26 protein-coding genes and 1 pseudogene are annotated in these 24,351 nt (G+C 37.9%); all 27 read right to left on the reverse strand.

Translation table 11 applies throughout. From position 1 onward, the window contains the following. Nucleotide 1 precedes the first annotated feature (1 nt). The gene (bpsC, locus tag FOT98_RS17280; protein WP_063262314.1) at nt 2-883 is read right to left on the reverse strand and encodes a UTP--glucose-1-phosphate uridylyltransferase BpsC; all 882 of its coding nucleotides are present in this window, start codon (nt 881-883) and stop codon (nt 2-4) included. 243 nt (nt 884-1,126) lie between these two features. Then, nucleotides 1,127-1,894: a tyrosine-protein phosphatase gene (locus FOT98_RS17285; RefSeq protein ID WP_063262425.1), complete on the reverse strand. Its 768-nt coding sequence runs from the start codon at nt 1,892-1,894 to the stop codon at nt 1,127-1,129. Nucleotides 1,895-2,000: 106 nt separating this feature from the next. Continuing rightward, nucleotides 2,001-2,702 carry a CpsD/CapB family tyrosine-protein kinase gene (locus FOT98_RS17290; protein ID WP_063262315.1) on the reverse strand — a complete coding sequence of 234 codons (702 nt, stop codon included), beginning with the start codon at nt 2,700-2,702 and terminating at the stop codon, nt 2,001-2,003. Then, on the reverse strand, nt 2,692-3,435 hold the full coding sequence (locus FOT98_RS17295; protein ID WP_144291094.1) for a YveK family protein: 744 nt from the start codon (nt 3,433-3,435) through the stop codon (nt 2,692-2,694). Before FOT98_RS17295 ends, FOT98_RS17290 begins: the two co-directional genes overlap by 11 nt. Before the next feature lie 276 nt (nt 3,436-3,711). Further along, a complete protein-coding gene (locus tag FOT98_RS17300; RefSeq protein ID WP_063262317.1) occupies nt 3,712-4,389 on the reverse strand; it encodes a CpsD/CapB family tyrosine-protein kinase in 678 nt (225 codons plus the stop codon). A gap of 366 nt (nt 4,390-4,755) precedes the next feature. Beyond that, nucleotides 4,756-5,190 carry a 3-hydroxyacyl-ACP dehydratase FabZ gene (gene fabZ, locus FOT98_RS17305; protein ID WP_000931959.1) on the reverse strand — a complete coding sequence of 145 codons (435 nt, stop codon included), beginning with the start codon at nt 5,188-5,190 and terminating at the stop codon, nt 4,756-4,758. Between the two features lie 653 nt (nt 5,191-5,843). After that, nucleotides 5,844-6,845 (reverse strand): rod shape-determining protein, encoded by a 1,002-nt coding sequence (mreB, locus tag FOT98_RS17310; RefSeq protein ID WP_000457990.1) that lies wholly within the window; start codon nt 6,843-6,845, stop codon nt 5,844-5,846. A 161-nt stretch (nt 6,846-7,006) separates the two neighbouring features. After that, a complete protein-coding gene (gene spoIIID, locus FOT98_RS17315) occupies nt 7,007-7,279 on the reverse strand; it encodes a sporulation transcriptional regulator SpoIIID (protein ID WP_000544012.1) in 273 nt (90 codons plus the stop codon). Between the two features lie 308 nt (nt 7,280-7,587). Then, complete coding sequence (locus FOT98_RS17320; RefSeq protein WP_000008903.1) at nt 7,588-7,722, reverse strand: hypothetical protein; 135 nt, start codon at nt 7,720-7,722, stop codon at nt 7,588-7,590. Between the two features lie 288 nt (nt 7,723-8,010). Next, nucleotides 8,011-8,916 (reverse strand): stage II sporulation protein SpoIIQ, encoded by a 906-nt coding sequence (spoIIQ, locus tag FOT98_RS17325; RefSeq protein WP_063262318.1) that lies wholly within the window; start codon nt 8,914-8,916, stop codon nt 8,011-8,013. Between the two features lie 162 nt (nt 8,917-9,078). Next, nucleotides 9,079-9,783 (reverse strand): ABC transporter permease, encoded by a 705-nt coding sequence (locus FOT98_RS17330; RefSeq protein WP_061679411.1) that lies wholly within the window; start codon nt 9,781-9,783, stop codon nt 9,079-9,081. Then, on the reverse strand, nt 9,783-10,625 hold the full coding sequence (locus FOT98_RS17335) for an ABC transporter ATP-binding protein (RefSeq protein ID WP_061679412.1): 843 nt from the start codon (nt 10,623-10,625) through the stop codon (nt 9,783-9,785). Before FOT98_RS17335 ends, FOT98_RS17330 begins: the two co-directional genes overlap by 1 nt. Nucleotides 10,626-10,805: 180 nt before the next feature. Beyond that, nucleotides 10,806-11,813, reverse strand: a complete 1,008-nt coding sequence (locus FOT98_RS17340) for a LytTR family transcriptional regulator DNA-binding domain-containing protein (protein WP_063262319.1) — start codon at nt 11,811-11,813, stop codon at nt 10,806-10,808. Beyond that, nucleotides 11,758-12,039 carry a hypothetical protein gene (locus tag FOT98_RS32955; protein WP_390842070.1) on the reverse strand — a complete coding sequence of 94 codons (282 nt, stop codon included), beginning with the start codon at nt 12,037-12,039 and terminating at the stop codon, nt 11,758-11,760. The genes FOT98_RS17340 and FOT98_RS32955 overlap by 56 nt, the downstream gene beginning before the upstream one ends. Further along, a pseudogene (locus FOT98_RS33445) lies at nt 12,020-12,145 on the reverse strand (fatty-acid--CoA ligase); the annotation flags it as partial. The pseudogene FOT98_RS33445 and the gene FOT98_RS32955, both read right to left, overlap by 20 nt. Before the next feature lie 139 nt (nt 12,146-12,284). Beyond that, nucleotides 12,285-13,304, reverse strand: coding sequence for a stage II sporulation protein D (gene spoIID, locus FOT98_RS17350; protein ID WP_063262321.1), 1,020 nt, complete (start codon nt 13,302-13,304; stop codon nt 12,285-12,287). A 209-nt stretch (nt 13,305-13,513) separates the two neighbouring features. Then, the gene (gene murA / locus FOT98_RS17355; RefSeq protein ID WP_061679415.1) at nt 13,514-14,818 is read right to left on the reverse strand and encodes a UDP-N-acetylglucosamine 1-carboxyvinyltransferase; all 1,305 of its coding nucleotides are present in this window, start codon (nt 14,816-14,818) and stop codon (nt 13,514-13,516) included. 39 nt (nt 14,819-14,857) lie between these two features. Beyond that, nucleotides 14,858-15,562, reverse strand: a complete 705-nt coding sequence (locus tag FOT98_RS17360; RefSeq protein WP_371399484.1) for a YwmB family TATA-box binding protein — start codon at nt 15,560-15,562, stop codon at nt 14,858-14,860. Nucleotides 15,563-15,613: 51 nt separating this feature from the next. Further along, complete coding sequence (locus FOT98_RS17365) at nt 15,614-15,850, reverse strand: DUF1146 family protein (RefSeq protein WP_000940742.1); 237 nt, start codon at nt 15,848-15,850, stop codon at nt 15,614-15,616. A 212-nt stretch (nt 15,851-16,062) separates the two neighbouring features. Further along, entirely contained in the window at nt 16,063-17,577 is a 1,515-nt protein-coding gene (gene nuoN, locus FOT98_RS17370; RefSeq protein ID WP_063262426.1) for an NADH-quinone oxidoreductase subunit NuoN, read from the reverse strand. A 7-nt stretch (nt 17,578-17,584) separates the two neighbouring features. Next, on the reverse strand, nt 17,585-19,087 hold the full coding sequence (locus FOT98_RS17375) for an NADH-quinone oxidoreductase subunit M (RefSeq protein WP_063262322.1): 1,503 nt from the start codon (nt 19,085-19,087) through the stop codon (nt 17,585-17,587). After that, nucleotides 19,084-20,946 (reverse strand): NADH-quinone oxidoreductase subunit L, encoded by a 1,863-nt coding sequence (nuoL, locus tag FOT98_RS17380; protein WP_063262323.1) that lies wholly within the window; start codon nt 20,944-20,946, stop codon nt 19,084-19,086. The genes FOT98_RS17375 and nuoL overlap by 4 nt, the downstream gene beginning before the upstream one ends. 29 nt (nt 20,947-20,975) lie before the next feature. Next, nucleotides 20,976-21,290 carry an NADH-quinone oxidoreductase subunit NuoK gene (nuoK, locus tag FOT98_RS17385; RefSeq protein WP_000100078.1) on the reverse strand — a complete coding sequence of 105 codons (315 nt, stop codon included), beginning with the start codon at nt 21,288-21,290 and terminating at the stop codon, nt 20,976-20,978. Then, nucleotides 21,283-21,807 (reverse strand): NADH-quinone oxidoreductase subunit J, encoded by a 525-nt coding sequence (locus tag FOT98_RS17390; protein WP_063262324.1) that lies wholly within the window; start codon nt 21,805-21,807, stop codon nt 21,283-21,285. Before FOT98_RS17390 ends, nuoK begins: the two co-directional genes overlap by 8 nt. Further along, the gene (nuoI, locus tag FOT98_RS17395; protein ID WP_000677191.1) at nt 21,804-22,223 is read right to left on the reverse strand and encodes an NADH-quinone oxidoreductase subunit NuoI; all 420 of its coding nucleotides are present in this window, start codon (nt 22,221-22,223) and stop codon (nt 21,804-21,806) included. Before nuoI ends, FOT98_RS17390 begins: the two co-directional genes overlap by 4 nt. Before the next feature lie 25 nt (nt 22,224-22,248). Beyond that, entirely contained in the window at nt 22,249-23,250 is a 1,002-nt protein-coding gene (nuoH, locus tag FOT98_RS17400; RefSeq protein ID WP_063262325.1) for an NADH-quinone oxidoreductase subunit NuoH, read from the reverse strand. Further along, the gene (gene nuoD / locus FOT98_RS17405) at nt 23,250-24,350 is read right to left on the reverse strand and encodes an NADH-quinone oxidoreductase subunit NuoD (RefSeq protein WP_000621434.1); all 1,101 of its coding nucleotides are present in this window, start codon (nt 24,348-24,350) and stop codon (nt 23,250-23,252) included. The genes nuoH and nuoD overlap by 1 nt, the downstream gene beginning before the upstream one ends. Nucleotide 24,351 lies beyond the last annotated feature (1 nt).

The raw sequence follows: 24,351 nt of genomic DNA on the forward strand, positions 1-24,351 counted from the left end.
TTTATACGTATACATTTTCTTTTTTTACAAGTTCGTTCATATATTTCATTAATTCTTTTCTTAACTCTTCATGCTGCAATGCCATTTCAATCGTAGTCTTAATAAAACCAAACTTCTCCCCAACATCATAACGAGTACCTTCGAAATCATATGCGAACACACGCTGAATTTCATTTAACCGTTGAATGGCATCTGTTAATTGAATTTCTCCACCAGCACCTGTCTGTTGATTCTCAAGGAACATAAAGATTTCTGGCGTTAACACGTAACGACCCATAATTGCTAAATTTGATGGTGCTGTACCTTCTGCTGGCTTTTCAACAAATTGACGCACTTGATAACGACGGTCATTTTGTTCAACCGGATCAATAATACCGTAACGATGTGTTTCATTTTCAGGTACTGTTTGTACACCGATAACCGACGACTGTGTACCCTCATATTGATCCATTAATTGACGTAAACATGGCGTTTCTGCTTGTACAATATCATCACCAAGTAATACCGCAAATGGTTCATTTCCAATAAACTTACGTGCACACCATACTGCGTGCCCAAGTCCCTTTGGTTCTTTTTGTCTTATGTAATGAATATTAATTCTTGAAGAAGCTTGCACCTTTTCAAGCATTTCATACTTTCCTTTTTCTAAAAGGTTTTGTTCTAGTTCGAATGAATGATCAAAATGATCTTCAATCGCTCGCTTTCCTTTTCCAGTAACAATAATAATATCTTCAATTCCTGATTCTATCGCTTCTTCTATTATGTATTGAATTGTTGGTTTATCAACAATAGGTAACATTTCTTTCGGCATCGCTTTCGTTGCTGGTAAAAACCTTGTTCCAAGACCAGCGGCTGGAATAATCGCTTTTCTTACTTTTTTCAATTGTAGCCCTCCAATATTATTTTATTCACATGTAACAATAACAAAAACCCTACCTATAGAGTCATATTGATAACTCCATAGGTAGAGTTTCTATCATAAATAAATTATGGGCATCTAACCCAACCTCACGCCATACTCCCGACGACAAGCGTCTAAGGTAGGTTTGAAATAAAAATTTCTACCCACAGCACGACCGAGTGTCTCCATTGATAACGGTTAGGAGACATCACCAAATCTCTTCAATTAAAAAATACCAAATAATTTCTTACGACGAATGTTTTCTGGATCTTCTTTATAAATTGCTTTCCCGCTAATGATTAAATACGGATTCTCTCTTAAATCATTCATAACACTTGTGCCGAATTCTTTCTCTATTAGTGCATAGCTCTCTGCTAGATGAAATCCTCTTGACGTTATGTTATGTGCATCTGATGCGATCATATGCGTTAAATTATGTTCAACAAGTTGTAGTGAGAATTTTTTAATCTTTTTTCCGAATTTACCTAGAAGACTTCCTGCCGTCACTTGTGTTAATGCCCCTTTATTGACAAGGTTATATAACTTATCTGGCCGCTCGATTAACTCGGCATTACGTTCGGGATGAACGATAATTGGGATCATTCCTTTTACACGTAGTTCATAAAATAGTTGTTCTGCATAACGAGGTACGTGATTAGATGGAAATTCAATGAATATATATTTATTTGTCTCATTTAAAGTAACGATTTTACCAGATTCATAGTCTTCTAATAAATCACCGTATAACCTGACCTCTTGTCCTGGTAAAACTTTCAGCTTGATTTCATTTTGTTGCAATTCATCATTTAACTGCTTCACTTGATGAATAATAGAAGTACGCTCATTTACATATTTTCCATTTTGATGATGTGGTGTTGCGACAATTGTATGTATTCCTTCTGCCACGGCTTGTTGTGCCATCGCTAAACTATCCGTTACTGTTTGTGCACCGTCATCGATACCCGGTAAAATATGACAATGTAAATCAATCATTTCTTTCACCCTTCCTCTCTTATAGTAATCTTTTTTCCCTTGAATATGAGACATCTCATATTCAAGGGAAAAAAGGAGATATGTTTCCCATATCTCACTCTTTTAATTAATTTGCACCGTAGTAATAATACAGACCCTGCTCACGTTCACGATCGTTCAAGACAACGCCTAATAATTTCCCTTTAGCTGATTCTAGCAATCCTTTTGCCTTTACTGCTGTTTCTTTCTCTGTCGATTCACTACGAACGACAAGAATAGAAGCATCACATACATTCGCCATAATTTGTGCGTCTGTAACAGCTAAAATTGGTGGTAAATCGAAAATAACCAAATCGTACATACTGTATGCTTGTGCAAGAAGTTCTTGCATTGATTTTGAACCTAACAATTCAGCTGGATTTGGTGGGATTGGACCACAAGCTAAAAATTGTAAATTATCAACTGATGTTGTTTGTACACATTTTTCTAAACGTTCACTATGTGTTAATACGTTCGTTAATCCGAAAATGTTATCTACTTGGAACATTTGATGCATCGCTGGTTTACGCATATCTGCATCAATTAATAATACTTTCTTTCCTTGTTGGGCAAACACGACTGCCATATTCGCTGTCGTTGTTGTTTTCCCTTCACTCGGGTTCGCAGATGTTACCATTAATGAATGTAAATTCGTATCAACAGCTGCAAATTCGATATTCGTTCGAATATTACGATATTGTTCTGAAATTGGTGATTTCGGTTGTTGATGAGCAATTAATTGACGACGTTGACGATGATTCTTTTTCTTTTTAAATAAATTAAGAGCCAATTGTTTGTCCCCTCACTTTTCTTGATGATGGAGCGTGTGATTTCACGTTCATTGTTTCTTCATCCATACGAGCTACAATACCTAATACTGGTAAGCCAAGTAAGTTTTCTACGTCTTCTTCTTTTTTCACTGTGTTATCTAAGTATTCTAGTAAGAATGCAAGGCCGACTGCAGCCATTAAACCTACAACGAAGGCGATTGCTACATTTAACATTGGACGTGGTTTAATCGGAGATTGATTTTCTGCAACTTCTGCTTTAGAGAGTACTGTTACGTTATCCACATTCATAATTTTTGCAACTTCACCTTTAAATACCTCTGCAGTTGCATTTGCAATATCACGAGCTAATTTTGGGTCTTTATCCTCAGCTGTTACAGAAATAACTTGTGAATCTTTTTCATTCGCCACATTAATCTTTCCTGTTAACGCTTGCGCTGTCATATTTAAATTTAATTTTTCATTTACTTGATCTAAGATTACTGGACTTTTAATAATAACCTTATATGTATTCGTTAATTGAATATTCGTTTGAACTTCACTAGCTTGAATCATCGTTCCATCTTGTTTCTTCTGGTTAACAAGAATTTGCGTTGAAGATTGATAGATTGGTGTCATGAAGAAGAAGCTAATGATAGCACTTACTATAGCAGCACCAAAGGCGATTACGAGGATTATTGCTAAACGTTTTTTTAAAATATGAAATAACTCTTTCAAACTAATTGTTTCTTCCATAAGTTCCTCCAACTTTCTAAAATTTGCACATAAGAAAAATTATAACATATAAATCTTACATTTTTTATTTTGATTAATTTAGTTCTACATTTGTTCACATCAAGCACATATAATCTTACAAAATAATCTTAAATATGACAACACATTCCAACGAATTTCCAAAATTTCCATTATATCATGTTTTTCATATAATGCAATGATTAATTTTATAAAAATTCAAAAAAGCCAATAAAAATATTTATCAGCTTTTAAATTTACTATTCCACACACTATTTTCTAATAATATCCATATTGTTCTTTTTCTTCTCTTTTATCGTTTAAAACGACTCCAAGTAATTTACCGGACGCTTTGTCTAATATTTGCTTCGCTTTTACAACGTTGTCTTTTTCTGTTTTTTCACTACGTACGACCAGTACAATTCCATCGCATTTGTTCGCTAGTATTTGCGCATCAGTAACCGCAAGAACCGGTGGCGTGTCAATCAAAATCATATCAAACATGTTATATGCTTCTAGTAATAGCTCATCCATTCCACGGCTACCTAATAGTTCAGCTGGGTTTGGTGGGATTGGACCTGCTGCCATTAAGTATACATTCTCTATATCTGTTTTTTGTATGCATTGCATTAGTTTCGCTTGTCCTGATAATAGATTCGTTAACCCATTTGAACTATGGATGGCAAATAAGTTTTGAATCGTCGGCTTACGCAAGTCCGCTCCGATTAATAAAACTTTCTTCCCTTGTTGACCGAAAACAACTGCTAAGTTTGCGATTGTCGTTGTTTTCCCTTCACCTGGATCTGCCGAAGTAACAATAATAGAACGAACATGATTATCTACAGATGTAAATTCAATATTTGTACGAATGTTACGGTATTGTTCTGTGATGCGTGATTTAGGCTCTTTATGCGTAATTAATTGTCGTAATGGTTTTCTTTTTTTTCTCCCGAACATGGTATGATCTCCTCTTTTCAAAATGCGACACTTTCCCCTTTATCTCTCTATGTCCGATATGCTACGCCCATTTTTCATTTACTGATACTGTTAAAATTACCCATCACTTTCCTCTACAATCCATCATAACCAATCATAATAAGCTTTGTACTATCTCATAACCTTCATAATGTGACAACCGCGTCTCTATTTTTATCGCGCTATCATTTATCTTAATTTCAAGATATTTATAGCGTCATTATATATGAACTTCCATTCATTTACAATAAAATTTCTGATTACTCTGCATTTTAATATTTCGAACAAAAAGTACATGAATTTAAAAAATTCTTCTGCCTATTGCAGAAGAATTTTTTAAATTCACATCTATTCTTTTTTATCACCAATCGCAAATGTAATTTCAGCTTCACATGCAACTTCACCATCTACTGTTGCGATTGCTTTTCCTTTTCCAATTGGACCACGTACACGTGTCATTTCTACTTCTAGGCGCAGTTGATCACCTGGACGTACTTGTTTTTTGAAACGGCAATTGTCGATACCAGCAAAGAAAGCAAGTCTTCCACGGTTTTCTTCTTTCTTTAATACCGCAACTGCTCCGACTTGTGCTAATGCTTCTACAATAAGTACACCGGGCATAACTGCATAGTCAGGAAAGTGCCCGTTAAAGAATTCTTCGTTTGCGGATACATTTTTAATTCCAACCGCTCTTTTTCCTTCATCTACTTCTAATATTTTATCAACAAGTAAAAATGGATAGCGGTGAGGAATGATTTCTTTAATTTGTTCTATATTTAGCATATAACAATCGCCCCTTTTGTAATATTGGTCTTACCACTTGGACATATTGTTTATTATCCCATTTTGTTTATTGTTTGTCATTATAAAGTGAAACTTTAATCAGTCGGTTCCCTTTCCCGCTGATTATTAGCTTTCACCAATCGGGCTTTTACGGGCAGTTCATCTCGCACCTCCCCCCCTTGCATTCGCTAAACTTTGAGATGGGAGTCTTACTGCCCGGCGAATAGCGGGGTAAAGTGAAACTTTACTATATTTTCAGCTTTATATATAAAAAAATGCACACACTCTATTCCATTAAAATAGCTGCATATACTTGCAACTGACACGGAGGTAGAAAAGAGTGTATGCCCAGATTAGGGAAAGGCAATATGTACTGAAACATTATTTGCCTTAATGTCGTATTCGACTCATTATATTATAAACGTTTTCAAATAAGGAAATATTAAATTTAACCATATATATGAATATTTTACCTATTTCCTTCGTTTTTCTTTATTTTTCTTCTATTTTCTCAATAAATCAAAATAAAATAAAAAAATGAAAGAATAAAAAAACAAAAAAGAACTACGGTTAACACCGTAGTTCTTTTCATCTTCCTGCTATTTGTGAGCTAATAATAAGTGGGAAGTACCCCCACTTATTAAAGTTTCACTTTATCGTAAAGCACGCTTTGGTAATTTATCAATATTCTCTAACATAATACCTGTACCAACCGCAACACATTGCATTGGGTTTTCAGCAATTAATACTGGTACTTTTAGTTCTTCTGCTAGAAGCATGTCGATACCGTGTAGTAAAGCTCCACCGCCTGTTAGAATAACACCGCGGTCGATGATGTCCGCAGATAGTTCTGGTGGTGTGCGCTCTAATACGCCTTTTGCAGCTTGTACAATGATAGCCGCGTCTTCTTTTAGTGCTTCTGTAATTTCTTCAGAACATACTGTAATTGTGCGTGGTAAACCTGTTACCATGTCACGTCCGCGAATTTCAAGCTCCTCGCTACGTGCACCTGGGAATACTGTACCAACTTTAATTTTAATATTTTCTGAAGTACGTTCTCCAATTAACAGCTTATACTTACGTTTAACATAGTTTAAGATCTCCATATCAAACTTATCGCCAGCCATTTTGATAGAGGAAGAGGTAACAATATCACCCATAGATAGTACAGCGATATCTGTTGTACCTCCACCAATATCAACAACCATGTTACCACTTGGTTGGAAGATTTCCATACCAGCACCAACTGCGGCTACTTTTGGTTCTTCTTCTAAAAATACTGTTTTACCACCTGAACGTTCAGCAGCCTCACGAATTGCTTTTTGTTCTACAGATGTGATATTTGTTGGACAACAAATTAAGATACGAGGTTTTGAAAAGAAGCTCTTTACGTCCAATTTGTTAATGAAATACTTTAACATTGCTTCTGTAATTTCGAAATCTGCGATTACACCATCTTTAAGTGGACGAATTGCTACAATATTACCAGGCGTACGTCCCACCATACTTCTTGCTTCTTCACCTACTGCTAATACTTTACCTGTGTTACGATCAATTGCAACAACAGATGGCTCATTTAATACAATACCCTTACCTTTAACATGGATTAATACGTTAGCCGTACCTAGGTCAATTCCGATATCTCGCGCAAACATTCCCGTTTTTTCCTCCTCGATATTCAAAATCAGGTTACACCCGAATTCTTTTACACCTAATTTCTGATTTTATCATAAATTTAACAGAAACGTAATATTCGCAAAAAGAATTCTTCTGAAAAATATTACCGAATTGACACGGAATGTTTACGATCGCATATTTATTGACGGACCGGCTTTTCTACATCTTCTTTTCTATACTTTTGCTTTGTTGCTTCTCCGCCCCTTAAATGACGAATAGACTTATGATAATCAAGAATTTCTTTCACTTCATTTGCGAGCTCTGGATTAATTTCTGGTAGACGTTCCGTTAAATCTTTATGGACTGTACTCTTTGATACCCCAAATTCCTTTGCAATGACACGCACTGTCTTTCTTGTCTCCACGATATACTTACCAATCTTGATAGTTCTCTCTTTGATGTAATCGTGCACACCACTCGCCTCCCTAAATTGGATGTGAGAAGGGTGAAATGAGCCTCGCTGCATATGACTAAGAAGTAAGTGTGAGTGCTGTTTGTAAGCGTTAAACATTCTTGGATTTATAATGAAATGATTCACGATTTCTCACCTCAAACACTCTCTTTGCTTTGGTTTATACCATTGTATTGCCCGCACTACTGATATATGCTACATGTTCACTATTTTTGCGGACTAAGTTAAGAAAAATTACATTTTTTTGTGAGAAATACGTTAACAGTGACTATTTTGGCGAAAAAAAATGACACCTTATATATAAGGCGTCATTCTTCTCGTTCCAATTCTTCTTCTAATAACTGATGGTGGGGAACCTCTTTCTTACCAGCAATGTAATAATATAAAGTGAATAAAACAAACAATAAAATAATAGCAGTCGACAGAACAAACAAAAATGACACAGTATCCCCTCCCTTTTGTAATATATATTCGAGAATCTCGTCATTTTTCCTTGTTATTGCAACTTTTTTCTCGAAATTGAGTATTTTTATATAAAGTGAAACTTTAATCAGTGGGCGCCATTTCCCACTGATTATTAGCCTTCACCAATCGGGCTTTTACGGGCAGTTGAACCCAGGCCTAACTTCTTAGCTTTCACTGAATTTTGAAGTAGGGGTCTTACTGCCCGTTAATGCGGGGTAAAAGTAAAAAAATCAGCCCTCCTAATGAGAACTGATTTTTCCACTTTTTTATTCTTGTGAAGAAGAACTGTTAGATGATTCTGTAGAACCATTTGTTGATTTTTCTTCTTTCTTCGGTTCTTCTTTTTTGTCACTAGTCGAACCGCTCGTTGATTTCTCTTCTTTTTGAGACTTATCTTCTGTTTTATTTTCTGGTTTCGTGCTAGTTGACTTCTCTTCTTTTTGAGATTTGTCATCAGCTTTTTTACCAGAAGCGTTCGTTGCTTTTGCAGCGCCTGCTTCAGCTTTAATTTCTGCTACTGATTTATTTAAGTAGCGTTCAGGGTTCACAGCCACATTGTCTTTACGTACTTCAAAGTGAACGTGAGAACCTGCTTCTTTATTCATTGCACTTAGACCGGATTTTCCTAATACTTCACCTTGTGCAACTCGTGCACCTTTTTCTACTTTTACACTGCCTAAGCTTTGATAAGAAGCTGCTACACCATTTCCGCTATCAACTGTTACAACATAACCAAGAAGTGAATCTTTTTCAGCTTTCGTTACTGTACCACTTAAAGCAGCAGCTACATTAAATTCTTTTCCATTCTTCGCAGCAATGTCGATTCCTTTATTTGGGGAATATGTGTTGTTATAAAAGACAAGTGCTTTTTCTTGTTCCGCCTCAGTTGCTGCATCTTCATAGAATTTCTTCTGTACGACTACTTCCGCATTCGCGGCAGCTGGCATTTTCACTACTTCTGAAGATTTCGTTACTGGTACTGCTGGATCTTCCGATTGTGTATACGGTGTTGCTTGATCTTGGTTCGGAGTCTTCTTCGGATTAGCTCCTTGGAACCATAGCGCAACCATTAAGATTACCGCTGCACAAGCAATGTACAGTGCCGGAAACACCCATCTTTTTTGAAATAAATGTACTACCTTTTGCGACTTTTTATTATTTCTTCCTCGCATTCCATCATCACCTCAGCAATCATTTTGAACAATATTCACGTATCCTATACAACGTATAACTAATTACTTTTCGACAAAATCTGTAAAAATATGTATAGGAATTGTAAAATTTCCGAGGAAATGATAGAAAAAAGAAAAAACTGAGCATTTTCGGCTCAGTTTTTAGTCTAATTGTTTCTTTTTATATACGATTAAACATGCAATAAGCGAAATGATAAGCCAAACTGCAATATTTAATACATGCCCACTAATATTACTAAATCCTGCCCCACCTACTACGCTGTTAAGTGCTTTTACAATATGAGATGTTGGAAGATATTCAATCATCGTCTTAATTGTTTTATTTTCAACTAGTGCCTCAAATTGTACAGCTAAATACATCGTCATTAAAATAGGCATCCCAATTAATGATGTTTGTGGTACAGAAGATGCGAGTAATCCGATCATTGTTCCAAGCACGATAAATAAAATAGTTCCACATAGAAATATCAATCCTACCAATGGAATGTTGATATTTAACTGATCTAAAATGAATAAATTTGCAATACAAATAGCCATCGTCAGACCTGCTGTTAATAAACTCTTTCCAAGAAGAACTTCAACAGAAGATGCTGGGGATAACATTAACACACGTAGTGTATGTTTTTCTTTTTCTTCTGCAATTACCATAGATTGAACAAAGCCTGCGACAAATAGGAAGCCCGTTATAGTAGTAATGCCTAACATTTCCTTTCCGACTCCAAATCTGCTAAACAAAAATGAAAGTATAATTGGTAAAAATGCCATTAATAACACTTGTGAATTTGTCTTAAAATCTTGTACTTCTTTTCTAAAAATAGCTGATACACGTCTCATTGAAAATGTCATTATAATCCCCTCCCAGTAACTTCAATAAAGATATCGCCTAAAGTTGGTTCGTGTGAATGAATGGATAGTAATTCACCTTTATTCATCCATTCTGAAATGCGTTTTGCCCCTAATTCATCTTTTTTCACAATTTCTTTCTTCTTATCTGTTAACACAACTTGTATTTGATCTTTCGCGTATTGCAAGCGAAGGTTTTCTGGAGTATCAAGCGCTACAATTTCTCCACCACACAGAAAGGCAATGCGATTACAAAGCGTTTCTGCTTCATCCATGTTGTGCGTTGTTAAGAAAATCGTTGTTCCTTCTTTATTTAAGTCTTTTAAGATTTTATGAATGTTTTGCACATTTACTGGATCAAGTGCGGATGTTGGTTCGTCTAAGAAGAGGATATCTGGTTTATGAAGGATTGCTCTCGCTAGTGTGACACGCTGCTTCATTCCTTTTGATAATTTTTTTACTTGTGTTTTTTTATCATCTAGCAAGTTCACTTGTGCTAGTACTTCATCGATTCGTTCTTTTTTGCAATCGTATAAGTCACAAAATAATAGTAAGTTATCATAAATGCTAAGTCTTTCGTATAAGCCGCTATTGTCTGTTAAAATACCGATTCGTTTGTAATCAATGCTGCTTGGTCCTGTAATATCTTTACCTAATACTTTTACAGTTCCAATGCTATGAAGCAATTGAGATGTTAATATTTTTACGGTTGTCGTTTTCCCAGATCCACTCGGTCCGAGGAATCCAAAGATTTCTCCTTGCTTCACCTCAATATTTACATTTCGAAGTGCCGTTTTTCCGTTGAAACTTTTCATTACATCTTTCATTTCAATTGCCAATGTCATTTCTTCATCCCCTTTGTTTTTCTTATATAGATGAAATTCACTTTCGCAAGTTTCGATTTCGTTGTTTCGCTTTTCTTAACTCAATCATATGAAAAGCAAAGGGTTTACGCAGTAAAATACACGCAAAAGGAGTATTTTTACTGGTGAATGAATCGTATTTTGAGCTTATTGGAGCATCTTTTATATCCCAATTACACCTTTTAACTCATCCATTCTTCCTTTCGAAAGCGGGATTGAACTTTTTCTTTCGTCATCCAAAATTAAACTGAAGCTATTACGAGTCCACGTAATGACTTCTCGTACTCTTTGTAAATTCACAAGGTACGAGCGATGACATCTAAAGAACCCGAATCCTGTTAATCTCGCTTCTAGTTCACTTAACGTTAATGCACATACGAAATCACCTTCGCGTACATGAATATGTGTCACTCCGTTTTGCGTTTCAATGAAATGAATTTCCATCGGATCAAGTAAAATAATTTTATCGTTCACTTTCGCTGGAATTCTTTCAAGTTTCATTTGCGGAATCATTTGAACAACCTTTTCTTCACCAACTTCTTCAACTTCTTCTTGTTCGATTTCTATTTTTTTCACACCATCGTTATTTAAAATGTATACATCCTCTGTTAACGACAAGGCGTCTGATAGAAAGGATGACGTAATAAAAATCGCTTTTCCTTTCTCCTTCATTGCCATAATTGCTTTTCGAATAATAATCGTGCTCTCTGTATCTACATTTTGCTCTGGCTCTTCCAAAATAACTAAATCCGGATTATGAATCATAACCCGCCCAATATGAAGGCGACGTTTCTCTGAAAATGATAATTTTTCTATTTTAACGTTTAACTTATCTAGGAGACCGACATGTTGTACTACTTCTTCCGTGCTCATATTTGATTCATAGAGTCCTATTAAAAACTTGAAGTATTCCTTTACCTTCAAACGATCGTATGCTTCATCTTTCAAAAAACAAAAACCAATGCGAGAATAATTTTTCTTTCCAATCAATTCTCCCTCAAATAGCACGTTGCCAGTTGAAGCTTCTTCCTCGCCAATAATGATTCGGTGCAATATTTTCGCTGTATGGTTATTACATTGCAAAACAACACATTGTCCCTTCTCAACCGTCAGTTCAACTACTGGTAACTGGTTCGTTTTTCCTAACTGTCTCAACTCCAATAACGCCATTCTGTCTCCCCCAAATGCTTTTTATCCTATTATACCAAACAATTAATGGAAAATTTTGATATTTTATGGAACGTTCTAAAAAGAAGACTATCCAAATGAATGGATAGCCTTCTTCTCTATTTTTCTCTACCATATACGTCTTGAGCTGATCACGCAGCGCTCGTTTTAAAAACTTCCCTTCAGATGTTTTCGGAATTTCGTTTACAAATAAATCCTTCCGAATCAACCGTGACAATGTCTCCTGTATGGAGCCAGCCATCTTTCATTGATTCTTCTGTACACTCATCCTTATAATAGCTCCCAGCGATCCACGGCCCCCTTAAACAGAGCGCTGAACATTGACGATTTTTTAAATATATCAACGATTCGCCAAAGAATATCGACTTAACTATAAAATACGACAAAAATAACCTATCTACTAACAAAAGAAAACCGTCCCAATATACCTCTTGGGACGGTCTATTTTGTATTCTACTTCTTCACCATTAACTTTCCTTCATAATCATTCATCGACTTTATTTCGACACCCTTATAATAATGAGCAACGATATCTGTATATTTCTTACCTTCCGCTGCCATGCCATTTGCTCCGTATTGGCTCATGCCAACGCCGTGGCCGAAGCCTTTCGTCGTAACGACGATTTTATCTCCATCTTGTTTCCACGTGAAGTCAGAAGAGCGTAAATCTAATTTTTCACGCACTTCTTTTCCTGTTAATGTTTTCCCTTGAAATGCTACGTCTTTTACTCGCTTTCCTTCCGTAAGATCTTTAATATTTCCAACCTTTCCGTCTGCTAGTACTTTCACACCGAGACGTTTTTGGAAGTCAGCTACTGTAAATGTTTGCTCACTCGTAAATTTCGGAGAAGCTTGATCCCACGGACTATCTACGCTCTTTAAATACGGATAATCATTTCCCCAGTAATCAGCCGCATTTTCTGTCCGGCCATTACTCGTTGAGAAGAAGGATGCTGAGATTGGTTTTCCATCATACGTTAAAACTTGTCCTGCGGTTTTCGAAACGGCTTCTTCGATTTTCTTCAAATTATTTTCGTAGTTATTACCCCATTGTTTCTTCAATTCTTCTTTACTTTTGTACACTTGATCTTTCACCGTATCTGTCACGTCCGCATTGTTTTTCTTTCCTCCGCTTAGCATACGCTGCACCACAAATGTTCTCGCTGCTAATGCCTGCGCCTTTAGCGCCTCTATTTCAAAACTGGCATTCATCTCAGAAGCTACTACACCGGTCACATACTCCTCCATAGGTAATGTATCTACCTTTTTCTGTTTCTCACGATATACAGCAACTTGAACCGCTGTATCCACTTTCCCTGGAGCTGGTATACTTTCTATCGCTGGAGGAGTTTTAGAAGCTGCTTCTTCCCCTACTTTTGCTTTCGCAAATGGAATAACAAGAGCAGCAGGTACAATGATAACGAGCGCTATGAGAAGCGCTACTGTGATGAAAAATGGCTTTGAAAATTTCATCTTATTTCCCCCAATATGAAAAAGCTTTACTCCATTCATTCTTATGGAACAACTCTTTCTTTTAGAACATACTTAAGGGGAACCAGCTAAAACGGAAATTTTCTAAATATTTTCACTGGTACGTGCATAAGTATAGAATTTATTGACTATAACAGTAATAACCCAAAAAAAAATAGCCCCTACGTCAAAAGACGTAGAGACTATTTCAATTAAGCATGAAGATCAGAAACTTCTTGTTCTTTCACTTCTTCTACTTGTTCGTTTACACGTTCAATAGTTGCACCTAATGCAGCTAATTTCTTATGGAAATCTACATAACCACGGTCAAGATGCTTTAACTCAGTTACACGAGTGTAACCTTCAGATACTAAACCAGCTAAGATTAATGCAGCAGCAGCACGTAAGTCAGTTGCGCCTACTTCAGCACCTTGTAAGCTGTTTGGACCGTTCATAATAACAGAACGACCTTCAATTTTAATATCAGCATTCATACGACGGAATTCTTCAACGTGCATAAAGCGGTTTTCGAATACCGTTTCTGTAATCATACTTGTTCCATCAGCTTGTAGTAATAATGCCATCATTTGTGATTGCATGTCTGTTGGGAAACCTGGGTGAGGCATAGTTTTAATATCAACCGCTTTTAACTTATCTGGGCCGATAACACGTACACCTTCATTTTCCTCAATAACTTTAACACCCATTTCTTCCATTTTCGCTGTAATTGAGCGTAAGTGTTCAGGTACAGCATTTTCAATTAAGATGTCTCCACCAGTAATTGCCGCTGCAACCATGAATGTTCCTGCTTCAATACGGTCAGGAATAATAGAGTGGTTTCCACCATATAATTTATCAACGCCTTCGATACGAATCGTTCCAGTTCCAGCTCCGCGTACTTTCGCTCCCATCGCATTTAAGAAGTTAGCTAAGTCAACGATTTCTGGTTCTTTCGCTGCGTTTTCAAGGATTGTTGTCCCTTTTGCTAATGTAGCTGCAGACATAATGTTTTCTGTCGCGCCCACGCTTGGGAAGTCTAAATAAATTTTAGCTCCTTTTAGTTCTCCCTCAACGTATGCCTCAACAAAACCATTACCAACCTGTACTTTTGCTCCCATTGCTTCGAAGCCTTTTAAATGTTGGTCAATTGGACGTGAACCAATTGCACATCCACCAGGAAGTGCAATACGAGCACGACCGTTACGTGCAAGTAATGGTCCCATTACTTGAACAGATGCACGCATTTTACGTACATATTCAAATGGTGCTTCGATGTTTAGTTCTTTAGAAGCATCGATTGTTACTTGGTTATTTTCAAATACGACTTCAGCATTTAAATGACGTAATACCTCATTAATTGTGTATACATCAGACAAAACTGGTACTTCAGATAGTACATTCTTTCCATCACTCGCTAATAGGGCTGCAGCGATTATAGGTAATACAGCATTTTTTGCGCCCTCAACACGCACTGTGCCGTTTAACCGCTTTCCGCCACGGACGATGATCTTTTCCAAATTATTCCCCTCCGTGTCCTTTTTTCAGTATCTATTCACTCAATACTCAGAAGTTATGATCGGTGTGCCAACCACAATTGTATCTTTGTTGTCTGTAGAACGTATTGCTATTTGCACATTTATTTTCTCTCTATTTGTTGAAAGAGCGTCATCCCACTTTTTATTGTATGCGGAGACTGACACAAATGCTCTTTCTTCTATCTGTTCGATCGCTCTTGCTGAAAGATCTTTCAAAACCTGATTGGTTTTATTTTGCAAAACACCTTCAATCTTATCATTCAGTACACCTTGAACACAAGTGTAAATTATAGGTTTTTCACTAAAAATTTTATTTGTTTTCTGAATGTACTTCGGGTCCCATTTCGCCCCGCTCACTTCGAAAATAATGAAAGTGTTTTCTTTAGTATTTTCCTTACTCCATGTTACTACTACTCGTTCTTCATAAGAAGAAAACTTTTTATAGGATGTAGCTTTATATCCATCTGGAGATTGCTCTAATTCCCACTTTTGAATATTCGCCTTGTCCTTCACATCGTTTAACAACTTTTGAAACGTATGTATATTAGAAATTGTTTTTGTTTCTCGCGCTAACCATGACCACTTCTCTACTTTAGCATCATTTTTCTCTAAAGTTGCAATCATGCTCTCCATTTTCTGTTCATCGCTGATTGGTTTCATTTCTCTATATCCAACCAAAAATAAAACAACACTTATCACAACAATAAGAATGGCTTTAAGCTTCAATTTCATCCCCTCCTATCCCCATTGTTAACGGAGATATGAGGTTCTATACACTTACTTTACTAAATACGTTAAACTCTTTGAATAGCCTAAATAATCAAGGAAAAAGTTACTTACAGATGTCCCAATTGCAATTGTAATTAGGATGAGTAATACTCGCGTCTGCATCACCTTTCCAGGCTTCATTAAACGCTCAATGTGAATACCTTGTAAGGCCCACCATGTAATGGTAATAAACAATAAATGCGAAACGATGGCAATCAGTGCTTGTTGCCCTAAAAGATGTGCCAAAAAATCGACCCCTTTTTACCCAGCTACTACTTACGAAATACTATAAAAACGATACCATAATAAGTAGGAGCCACACTTTTTCAAATACAAATAATCATCTTACATTTCACATCGTAATTTGCTCTCAAAAAACGTATACCTACGTGCATTTTCAATTGTAGTTCACACAAAATAAAAAGCGCAGAGTAACAACTCCACACCTTTTATTTTCACTATTGTACCACGTTCCCTAGGAAGAAGAAATCCTTCATTAATGGAAAATATTCATAAAAGAAATTGTATCCAATCATCGGCATAATCCCCAGTATTACAATCGAAATTGCACAAAGACTCATAACAACCTTTATATTAAATGGCAAACGAATTTTCTCTTCCACTTCTCCCGTCCGGAAAAACATTTGCTGTAGAATCCGGAAATAGTATACGAATGAGATGACTGTCGTTCCCATCATAATAGAAGCTAGTACGTAATGAGCTGGCTCTACATGCAGTGCACCTAAAAAAATGTTAATTTTCCCGATGAAACCAGCTGTTCCTGGTATTCCGGCCAACGATAAAATAAAAATCGTCATCACTATCGCTGTAAATGGCGATCTTTTATACAATCCGGTGAAAATGGTAATATTTTCTTTGTTACTTTGTAAGATTAAGCCGTGGATAATTGCAAACGCGCCTATATTCATAAGCATATACGCAAGCATGTAAAACCACATGCTATCCATCGTAAATGGTGATAATGCTACAAGCGGAACGAGTAAATACCCCGCATGTGCGATTCCCGAATAGGCAAATAGGCGTTTTACGTTATATTGCTTTAACGCTACGACGTTTCCGATAATCATCGTAATACTCGCTAGCACTGCAATGTATATACTCATACGTCCGTATAAAGATTGCATATCTCCTTGCACCGATACACTTGCAAAAACCATGAGAAACAGACGAATAATGAGTAGGAACCCAGCAATTTTAGAAATCGTTCCAAGAAAAGCAGTAACAGGCGTAGCCGCTCCCTCATACACATCTGGTGCCCACATATGAAACGGCACCGTCGCAATTTTAAACGAGAGTCCAACGAGTAATAGTAGAAATGCGAGAGCTAACAATAACTGAATACCACCAGCAAGCTCCCCTGCGAATACTTTTTGCATATCCACGATATTAGTTGATCCTGTAATACCGTATAAATAACTCATTCCAAAGAGCGTAATTGCCGTTCCAATTCCTCCGTTAATGACATATTTCATGGCCGCCTCATTTGATGCACGGTTCTTTTTTCGTATCCCTACTAAAATATATGAAGAAAGTGAAAGCAATTCTAAACCGACGAAAAGTGTAATGAAGTCGACACTAGAAGCCATAAACATAGCCCCAAGAAGTGCCATTAAAAATAAGTAATAATATTCTCCCTTATCTTCAATGGGATTCTTCTTATCATCGCTCATTGCGGTGCATAAGATGAGGGCTGCTCCGCCTAATAACAACGTTTTGAACCCTTTTGAAAACCCATCTAACACGAACGATCCGTTTAAAATATCTCCTGTCGGTTCACCATATAGCATAATTAATGACACAATTGCTAATATGACGGCTGCGATTGCACTAAGCGCTACATATCTATGGTTCAACTTAAAAAACAAATCACATATGGAAAGAAGGATGGCAGCTCCGAGAATTATGAATTCTGGCACCATGAGATGCCATGATAAGCTAAGTAACGTATTCATATCCATCCTACTTCACCCCCAATGTTTTCAATGTATTTTGAAGCGGATCCCCTAGTATTTCTGGCATTACTCCAATTGCAATAATGCAGAAGATAAGTAGCAATATAGGGACATACTCCCATCCATGTATATCAGCTTTCGCTTCCCACTCTTTCTTACCAAATGTTACTTGAAGTGTCGCTCTCAATACGTATACAGCGGTTAAAATGATGCCAAGTACGCCGACTGCCGCAACGACCGGCTCTCCTTGGAATAAACCGAGAAAGGCAAGAAACTCGCTAACAAATCCAGACATGCCCGGCAATCCAAGCGATGCCATTCCTCCCGCTAAGAAGAATCCGCTAAGTATTGGGACACTTTTCGCGAGTCCGCCAAGCGCTGTAATATCCGACGTTCCAAAACGTTGTTCTATAACACCAAGTAAGAAGAAGAGTAATGCCGCAATTAAACCGTGCGACACAACTTGGAATAGTGCCCCTTGTGTACCTGGTGCATTTAACGCCGCAAGTCCCATTAATACAATACCCATATGCGAAATACTAGAGTAAGCAAGCACCTTCCGAAAGTCCGTTTGGATGAGCGCCAAGAAGGCTCCGTACAATAAATTGATGACTCCTAAAATCGCAATGAGCGTTGCAAACTCGCGAAAGTATTCCGGGAATAACCCCTTTCCGAAGCGAATCATACCGTATGCTCCAATCTTCAGTAAAACGCCCGCATGAAGCATAACTACAGCCGGATGCGCTTCAATATGCACATTAACCATCCAGCGATGTAACGGGAAAACAGGTAATTTAATCGCAAAAGCGATCATTATGGCAAGAAACAAACCGAACTGTAAGCTACTTGAGACAGCCGTTCCTCCCCCAGCACCTACACTCGTTAATATTTCTTTAAGCTCTGTAATATTTGTTGTACCTGTTTTTGCAAATAAAACCGAGAAAACGATGAGTAAAATAGCGGAGCCGATACCGTTATATATTAAATAACTATAAGCAGCCTTTTCACTCGACAATTTCCCCCACTTCCCAATTAATAAAAACATTGGCGGCAATGTAATTTCAAAGAAGATAAAGAACAGCATTAAATTTTGAGCAGCGAAGACGCCGAGCATCCCTATTTCTAGCATGAGTAGCAGCATATAAAAGGCTTTTAAGTTCCTTTTTATAGTAAATGCCGCAATTGCTGCAAGCATCGCTAGAAGGGCCGTCAGCACCATCATAACGAGCGATAAACCGTCAATACCAAGCTCGTAATAAATGGAAAACCATCTTTTATCCACCGCTGCAAAATCCCCAAATTTAATCCATTTCACTTTTTCATCGAATAGCGACAAACTCTTTCCAGAAGCATATGTACAAGCGAGGACGATAGCGATTCCAAATGGAAGCGCCGTCCCAAATAAACCGAGCGCTCGCACTGTACGCGATTCTTTTTTCGGTGTTAATACAAGTAAAAGAATTCCTAAAAGCGGGGAAAAAATGAAGAACGTTAATAACAAATCATTCATCGTAAATCCCCTCCCGTATAAAGCAAAATAATGACGAGTACTGCAAGCGAAACAGCTGTTACAGTGCCGTACACTTGTACATTTCCGTTTTGGAGTCTAGAACCGAGTCCGCTTATCCCTTTAACTAGACTTCCTATTAAAGCGGCAATTCCTTCGACTACATACACCTCAAATAAGCGAAGCACATGAGCGATTCCCTTCGTAATAGGGAGCACCGTCATATTGTATAGTTCATCCACATAGTACTTTTCTTTCAAAAGGTTATATTGAGGTGTTCCCTCGCCACCAGCCCAATCTCTAGAAATAGATTTCTTACCGTATATGAAATATGCAAGAGCAATCCCTGCAAATGAAACGAGCGTCGCTACGATCATAATCCAAACTGGCCCGTGTACCTCTCGCGCTTTAAATGCTACATCTTTCGTAAGCCAATCCCCAAGAAACGTCCCAAACCACGGTGTATTCATATAACCCGCCACTACCGCGAGGACGCCGAGGACAATCATCGGATACGTCATAACGCGGGGCGATTCCCGCACATCTTCCTTCGTCTTCGCTTCCCCCGTAAAGACAAGGAAGTATAGCCGGAACATGTAGAATGCTGTTAAGAACGCTGCAATGACTGCTAATATGAATAAAACGTAATTGCCATTCATCCAAGCCGCCGCTAAAATTTCATCTTTACTAAAGAAACCGGAAAGGAGTGGCACACCACTAATTGCAAGTGTACCGATTAAAAATAGTGCACCCGTTACTTTCATCTTCTTCTGTAAACCGCCCATTTTATTAATGTTTTGCGTATGCACTGCATGAATGACACTTCCTGCAGCCAAAAATAGTAGCGCTTTAAAAAAGGCGTGTGTCGTTAAATGGAAAATACCAGCTACATAACCGGCAGATCCTAATGCAAGCATCATATAACCAAGCTGACTAACTGTAGAATAAGCAAGCACTCTCTTTATATCCGTTTGCACAAGACCGATAGAAGCCGCAAAGATTGCAGTGAAGGCTCCTACGATTGCCACCGTCTGCATTGCCACCGCACTTGCTGAAAATAGCGGGAACATCGTCGCCACTAAATATACGCCAGCTGCGACCATCGTCGCCGCATGAATAAGTGCCGAAACAGGCGTCGGCCCCTCCATTGCATCTGGTAACCACGTATGAAGTGGGAACTGACCTGATTTCCCCATCGCTCCAATAAAAATTAATATCGCCGTTATTGTAATCATCGTAGGGGTAAGATCACCCGTATGAATCGCTCTAAAAATTACGTCATATTCAAAACTACCCGCGTGCCAAAAAAGTAAGATCATTCCTATAAATAAACCGACATCTCCAATACGAGTCATAATAAAGGCCTTTTTTGCAGCAGCCTTCGCTTCTTCTTTAAAGAAATAAAAACCGATGAGTAAAAATGAACCGAGGCCTACTAACTCCCAAAATATATAAAGCTGTAATAAATTCGGTGATATAACGAGCCCGAGCATCGCAAATGTAAAGAGTCCTAAATAGGCATAAAAGGTTGGTAATCTTTCGTCACCTTTCATATAACCTTTCGAATACACATGTACAAGTAAACTCACAAGTGTAACGATAAACAGCATTAAAGCCCCTAATGCTGTCACTTCAAAGCCAAATGATATATCAATATCTCCCGTTCTAAGCCATACCCACTTATGTTTCAATCCTACTTTCGAAAATCGTTCTATTAACACAAGTACCGCAAATATAAAGGAGAGAAAGACGAGGAAAATACTAAGTACACTGCTTCCTTCTCTAATTTTCTTCCCGAATATAAGTAATAAAAAAAACGAAACAAGCGGGAAAAGCGGTATGAGCCATGCATAATCGATCATTGTTTCCTTCCCCCTTTTCGGTCACAATGTTATCCTTTGAGCGTATCCATTTCATCTACATGAACCGTCGTACGATTACGATACAAAGCAATTAAAATGGCGAGTCCTACCGCCGCCTCTGCAGCCGCTACAGCCATCGTAAACAGAGAGAAAATTTGCCCTGTTAAATTTGGGAACAAACCTAATTTACTAAAAGCTACTAAATTTAAATTAGCCGCATTGAGCATTAATTCAATACAAACTAATACAATCACTGTATTTCGCTTTGTTAAAGCTCCAAACAAACCGATGCAAAACAAAATAATCGCAAGCGTTAAATATGCAGAAGCCGGAACGCTACTCATTGGAATCCTCCTCTTTCTCATCCTTCTTCGCAAGAATAATTGCGCCAACAAGTGCTACAAGTAAAATAACTGAGGTTAACTCAAATGGAATAATATATTTCGAATAGAGAAGTGTACCGATTTGAAGTGTGTTTTTTTCATGGAGAGGTAAACTTCCTTGTGCGCTTTCATTTGCAAAATCAATATTGTTAACAGCGAAATACATAACTGCCCCAAATGCTACAACCGCAAAGAAGATAATCCATTTTCGAAGAGTAAGACGTGATTCATTTTCTGCGTTATGTTGCGTTAACATGATGCCAAAGATCATAATAATTGTGATTGCACCCGAGTAAAGTAAAATTTGTGCAACTCCGATAAATTCAGCTGATAAAAGAAAGTACAAACCTGCAATGCTGAGGAATGTCAGAACGAGAGCTAGCATCATATGCATGACTTTCGTTAAGTTCAACATAAGAACGCCGCCGATAATTGCAGACAAGGATAGTATGAAGAATGCTACAAACTCTCCATTCATGCTTTATTCTCCTTCCTGACGTTTTCGTCGTTTTCGTCAAGCCACTGCAAATTTTTAAATAAATCATCACGTGAATATTCCGCAAGTTCAAAGTTGTTTGTCATAACAATCGCCTCTGTCGGACAAACTTCTGTACATAAATCACAAAGAATACAAATTTCAAAATTAATATCGTACGTGTCGATAATTTTTCCTTTTTTCGTAGGATCCGGATGTTTTTTCCCTGTTAACTGAATACAGTCTGTCGGACAAATGTTAGAGCACTGGTTACAAACAATGCACTTTTCCGGATAAAACTTTTGAATACCTCGAAAGCGGTCTGGCAACGGCAACGGTTGATTCGGATAATCGTAAGTCACCTTCTTCTTACTCAAATTGCTTAATGTATATTTTAATCCTTTAAATAGTCCTTTCATCTCTTACTGGCACCCCCCTCATAGATTAGAAGAATAACTCCTTAATCAATGCCGTTAAGAAAATATTCGCAAGTGCAATTGGCAATAATACTTTCCAGCCAAACTCCATTAACTGGTCACCTCTTATACGCGGGAACGTAACGCGGAACCAAATTAATAGAAAGACTACACTGCTAAATTTCAAAGCAAACCATACAGCTCCTGGAATAAATCCAAGGAACATGACTGGATTCCATCCGCCTAAAAAGAGCACTGTAATTAAAGATGCCATTCCGAAGAAATATACGTACTCTGAAAGCATGAAAAACGCCCAGCGAAATCCTGAGTATTCCGTATGATATCCAGAAACAAGTTCTGACTCTGCTTCCGGTAAATCGAACGGCGTCCTATTTAACTCTGCTACCGCTGCGATTAAGAATATGACAAAACCGATTGGTTGCACGAAAATATACCAAACATTCTCCTGCGCTGCTACAATTTCATTTAAATTCAGACTACCAGCTAACAAAACGACACCAATTACACTCATTACGAGCGGAATTTCATAAGAAATCATTTGCGCCGCCGCACGCATCCCTCCTAAAAGGGAATATTTATTATTTGATGCCCATCCTCCGGTCACGACACCAATCGTCGTAATACCAGAAACAGCAATGTAATACAGTAAGCCTACGCCAATATCCGCGAACTGAAATTTATCAGTAAACGGGATGACTGCAAGCACCATAAATGCCGGTGCGAATGCAATAACAGGTGCTAATATAAACAACGGTTTATCTGCCGCTTTCGGAATACTATCTTCTTTCAGTAATAGTTTTAAAACATCAGCTACCGTTTGCAGTAAACCGAATCGACCCCCAACTTGGTTTGGTCCAATCCGCCCTTGCATAAATCCCATCACTTTCCGTTCTGCCAAAATACCATATGTAACGAAGCCAAGGACTGCAAATAATAGAAGCACCGCTAATCCGAAAAAAATGAAGAAATTCGTCCAGCTTGAAGGTGATTGTAAGAGCGTTTCAATCATTAGCCATCAACCTCCCCAAGTACAATATCAACTCCACCTAAAATCGTAATTAAATTGGCGATGTTTTCACCTTTCAATAACTTCGGTAAAATTTGCAAATTGTAAAAAGACGGCCTGCGAAACTTCAAGCGGTACGGCTCTTTCTTTCCGTCACTAGCAATATAGCAACCAATCTCTCCTCGCGGTGATTCTATACGGACAAACGCTTCTCCTTTAGGCGCCTTAATGATTTTCGGCACTTTCGCCAGCACAGCTCCGTCTTTCGGGAACTGCTGGACAGCTTGCTCAACAATCTTTAATGACTCCTCAATCTCTTGCATGCGGCAAACGTAACGATCCCAAGCATCTCCCACGCTCCCAACAGGAATATCGAAGTCAAAACGATCATAAATAGAGTACGGTTCATCCTTGCGAAGATCCCAGTTTACTCCGGTACACCGCAAATTCGCTCCGCTTAAAGAATACGAAATCGCTTCTTCCGCGCTATATATACCAACGCCTTTTACACGATTTAAGAAAATCTCATTACCGCTAACGAGATCATGATAACCTGCCAATTGTTCTCTCATATACGGAACAAATTCTTCCACTTTTTCGATCCAACCATCCGGCGCATCCCACTTTACACCCCCGACTCTCATATAGTTAAAAGTAAGCCGGGCACCGCATAATTCATTTAATAAATTTATAATCATCTCTCGTTCTCGAAACGCGTACAAAAACGGACTGACCGCTCCTATATCAAGAAGATTTGTCCCCCACCAAACGAGGTGACTCGCAATCCTTCCAAGCTCCATTGCAAGCACTCGCAAGTATTCGGCCCGCTCCGGGATTTCAAGCCCCATCATCGTCTCTACAGCATGGCAAATGACGTAATTATTCGTCATGGCCGATAAATAGTCCATTCGATCTGTATAAGGGATAATTTGCGTATACTGTAAGCTCTCGGCAATCTTTTCGGTCCCGCGATGCAAATATCCAATAACCGGTGTAGCTTCTTTAATAATTTCCCCATCAATCTTAATAACAAGCCTGAACACACCGTGCGTACTCGGATGCTGAGGCCCTACATTCAAAAGCATTTCTTCCGTACGGATCATT

Source organism: Bacillus sp. HY001 (genome assembly GCF_007558965.1).
Taxonomy (GTDB): domain Bacteria; phylum Bacillota; class Bacilli; order Bacillales; family Bacillaceae_G; genus Bacillus_A; species Bacillus_A mobilis.

Coding starts and splice junctions, on each gene's coding strand:
- FOT98_RS17285 (WP_063262425.1), bottom strand. CDS start 1,894: ATGATTGATTTACATTGTCATATTTTACCGGGTATCGATGACGGTGCA.
- FOT98_RS17295 (WP_144291094.1), bottom strand. CDS start 3,435: ATGGAAGAAACAATTAGTTTGAAAGAGTTATTTCATATTTTAAAAAAA.
- FOT98_RS17300 (WP_063262317.1), bottom strand. CDS start 4,389: ATGTTCGGGAGAAAAAAAAGAAAACCATTACGACAATTAATTACGCAT.
- fabZ (WP_000931959.1), bottom strand. CDS start 5,190: ATGCTAAATATAGAACAAATTAAAGAAATCATTCCTCACCGCTATCCA.
- mreB (WP_000457990.1), bottom strand. CDS start 6,845: ATGTTTGCGCGAGATATCGGAATTGACCTAGGTACGGCTAACGTATTA.
- spoIIQ (WP_063262318.1), bottom strand. CDS start 8,916: ATGCGAGGAAGAAATAATAAAAAGTCGCAAAAGGTAGTACATTTATTT.
- FOT98_RS17330 (WP_061679411.1), bottom strand. CDS start 9,783: ATGACATTTTCAATGAGACGTGTATCAGCTATTTTTAGAAAAGAAGTA.
- FOT98_RS17335 (WP_061679412.1), bottom strand. CDS start 10,625: ATGACATTGGCAATTGAAATGAAAGATGTAATGAAAAGTTTCAACGGA.
- FOT98_RS17340 (WP_063262319.1), bottom strand. CDS start 11,813: ATGGCGTTATTGGAGTTGAGACAGTTAGGAAAAACGAACCAGTTACCA.
- spoIID (WP_063262321.1), bottom strand. CDS start 13,304: ATGAAATTTTCAAAGCCATTTTTCATCACAGTAGCGCTTCTCATAGCG.
- nuoN (WP_063262426.1), bottom strand. CDS start 17,577: ATGAATACGTTACTTAGCTTATCATGGCATCTCATGGTGCCAGAATTC.
- FOT98_RS17375 (WP_063262322.1), bottom strand. CDS start 19,087: ATGAATGATTTGTTATTAACGTTCTTCATTTTTTCCCCGCTTTTAGGA.
- nuoL (WP_063262323.1), bottom strand. CDS start 20,946: ATGATCGATTATGCATGGCTCATACCGCTTTTCCCGCTTGTTTCGTTT.
- nuoK (WP_000100078.1), bottom strand. CDS start 21,290: ATGAGTAGCGTTCCGGCTTCTGCATATTTAACGCTTGCGATTATTTTG.
- FOT98_RS17390 (WP_063262324.1), bottom strand. CDS start 21,807: ATGAATGGAGAGTTTGTAGCATTCTTCATACTATCCTTGTCTGCAATT.
- nuoI (WP_000677191.1), bottom strand. CDS start 22,223: ATGAAAGGACTATTTAAAGGATTAAAATATACATTAAGCAATTTGAGT.
- nuoH (WP_063262325.1), bottom strand. CDS start 23,250: ATGATTGAAACGCTCTTACAATCACCTTCAAGCTGGACGAATTTCTTC.
- nuoD (WP_000621434.1), bottom strand. CDS start 24,350: ATGATCCGTACGGAAGAAATGCTTTTGAATGTAGGGCCTCAGCATCCG.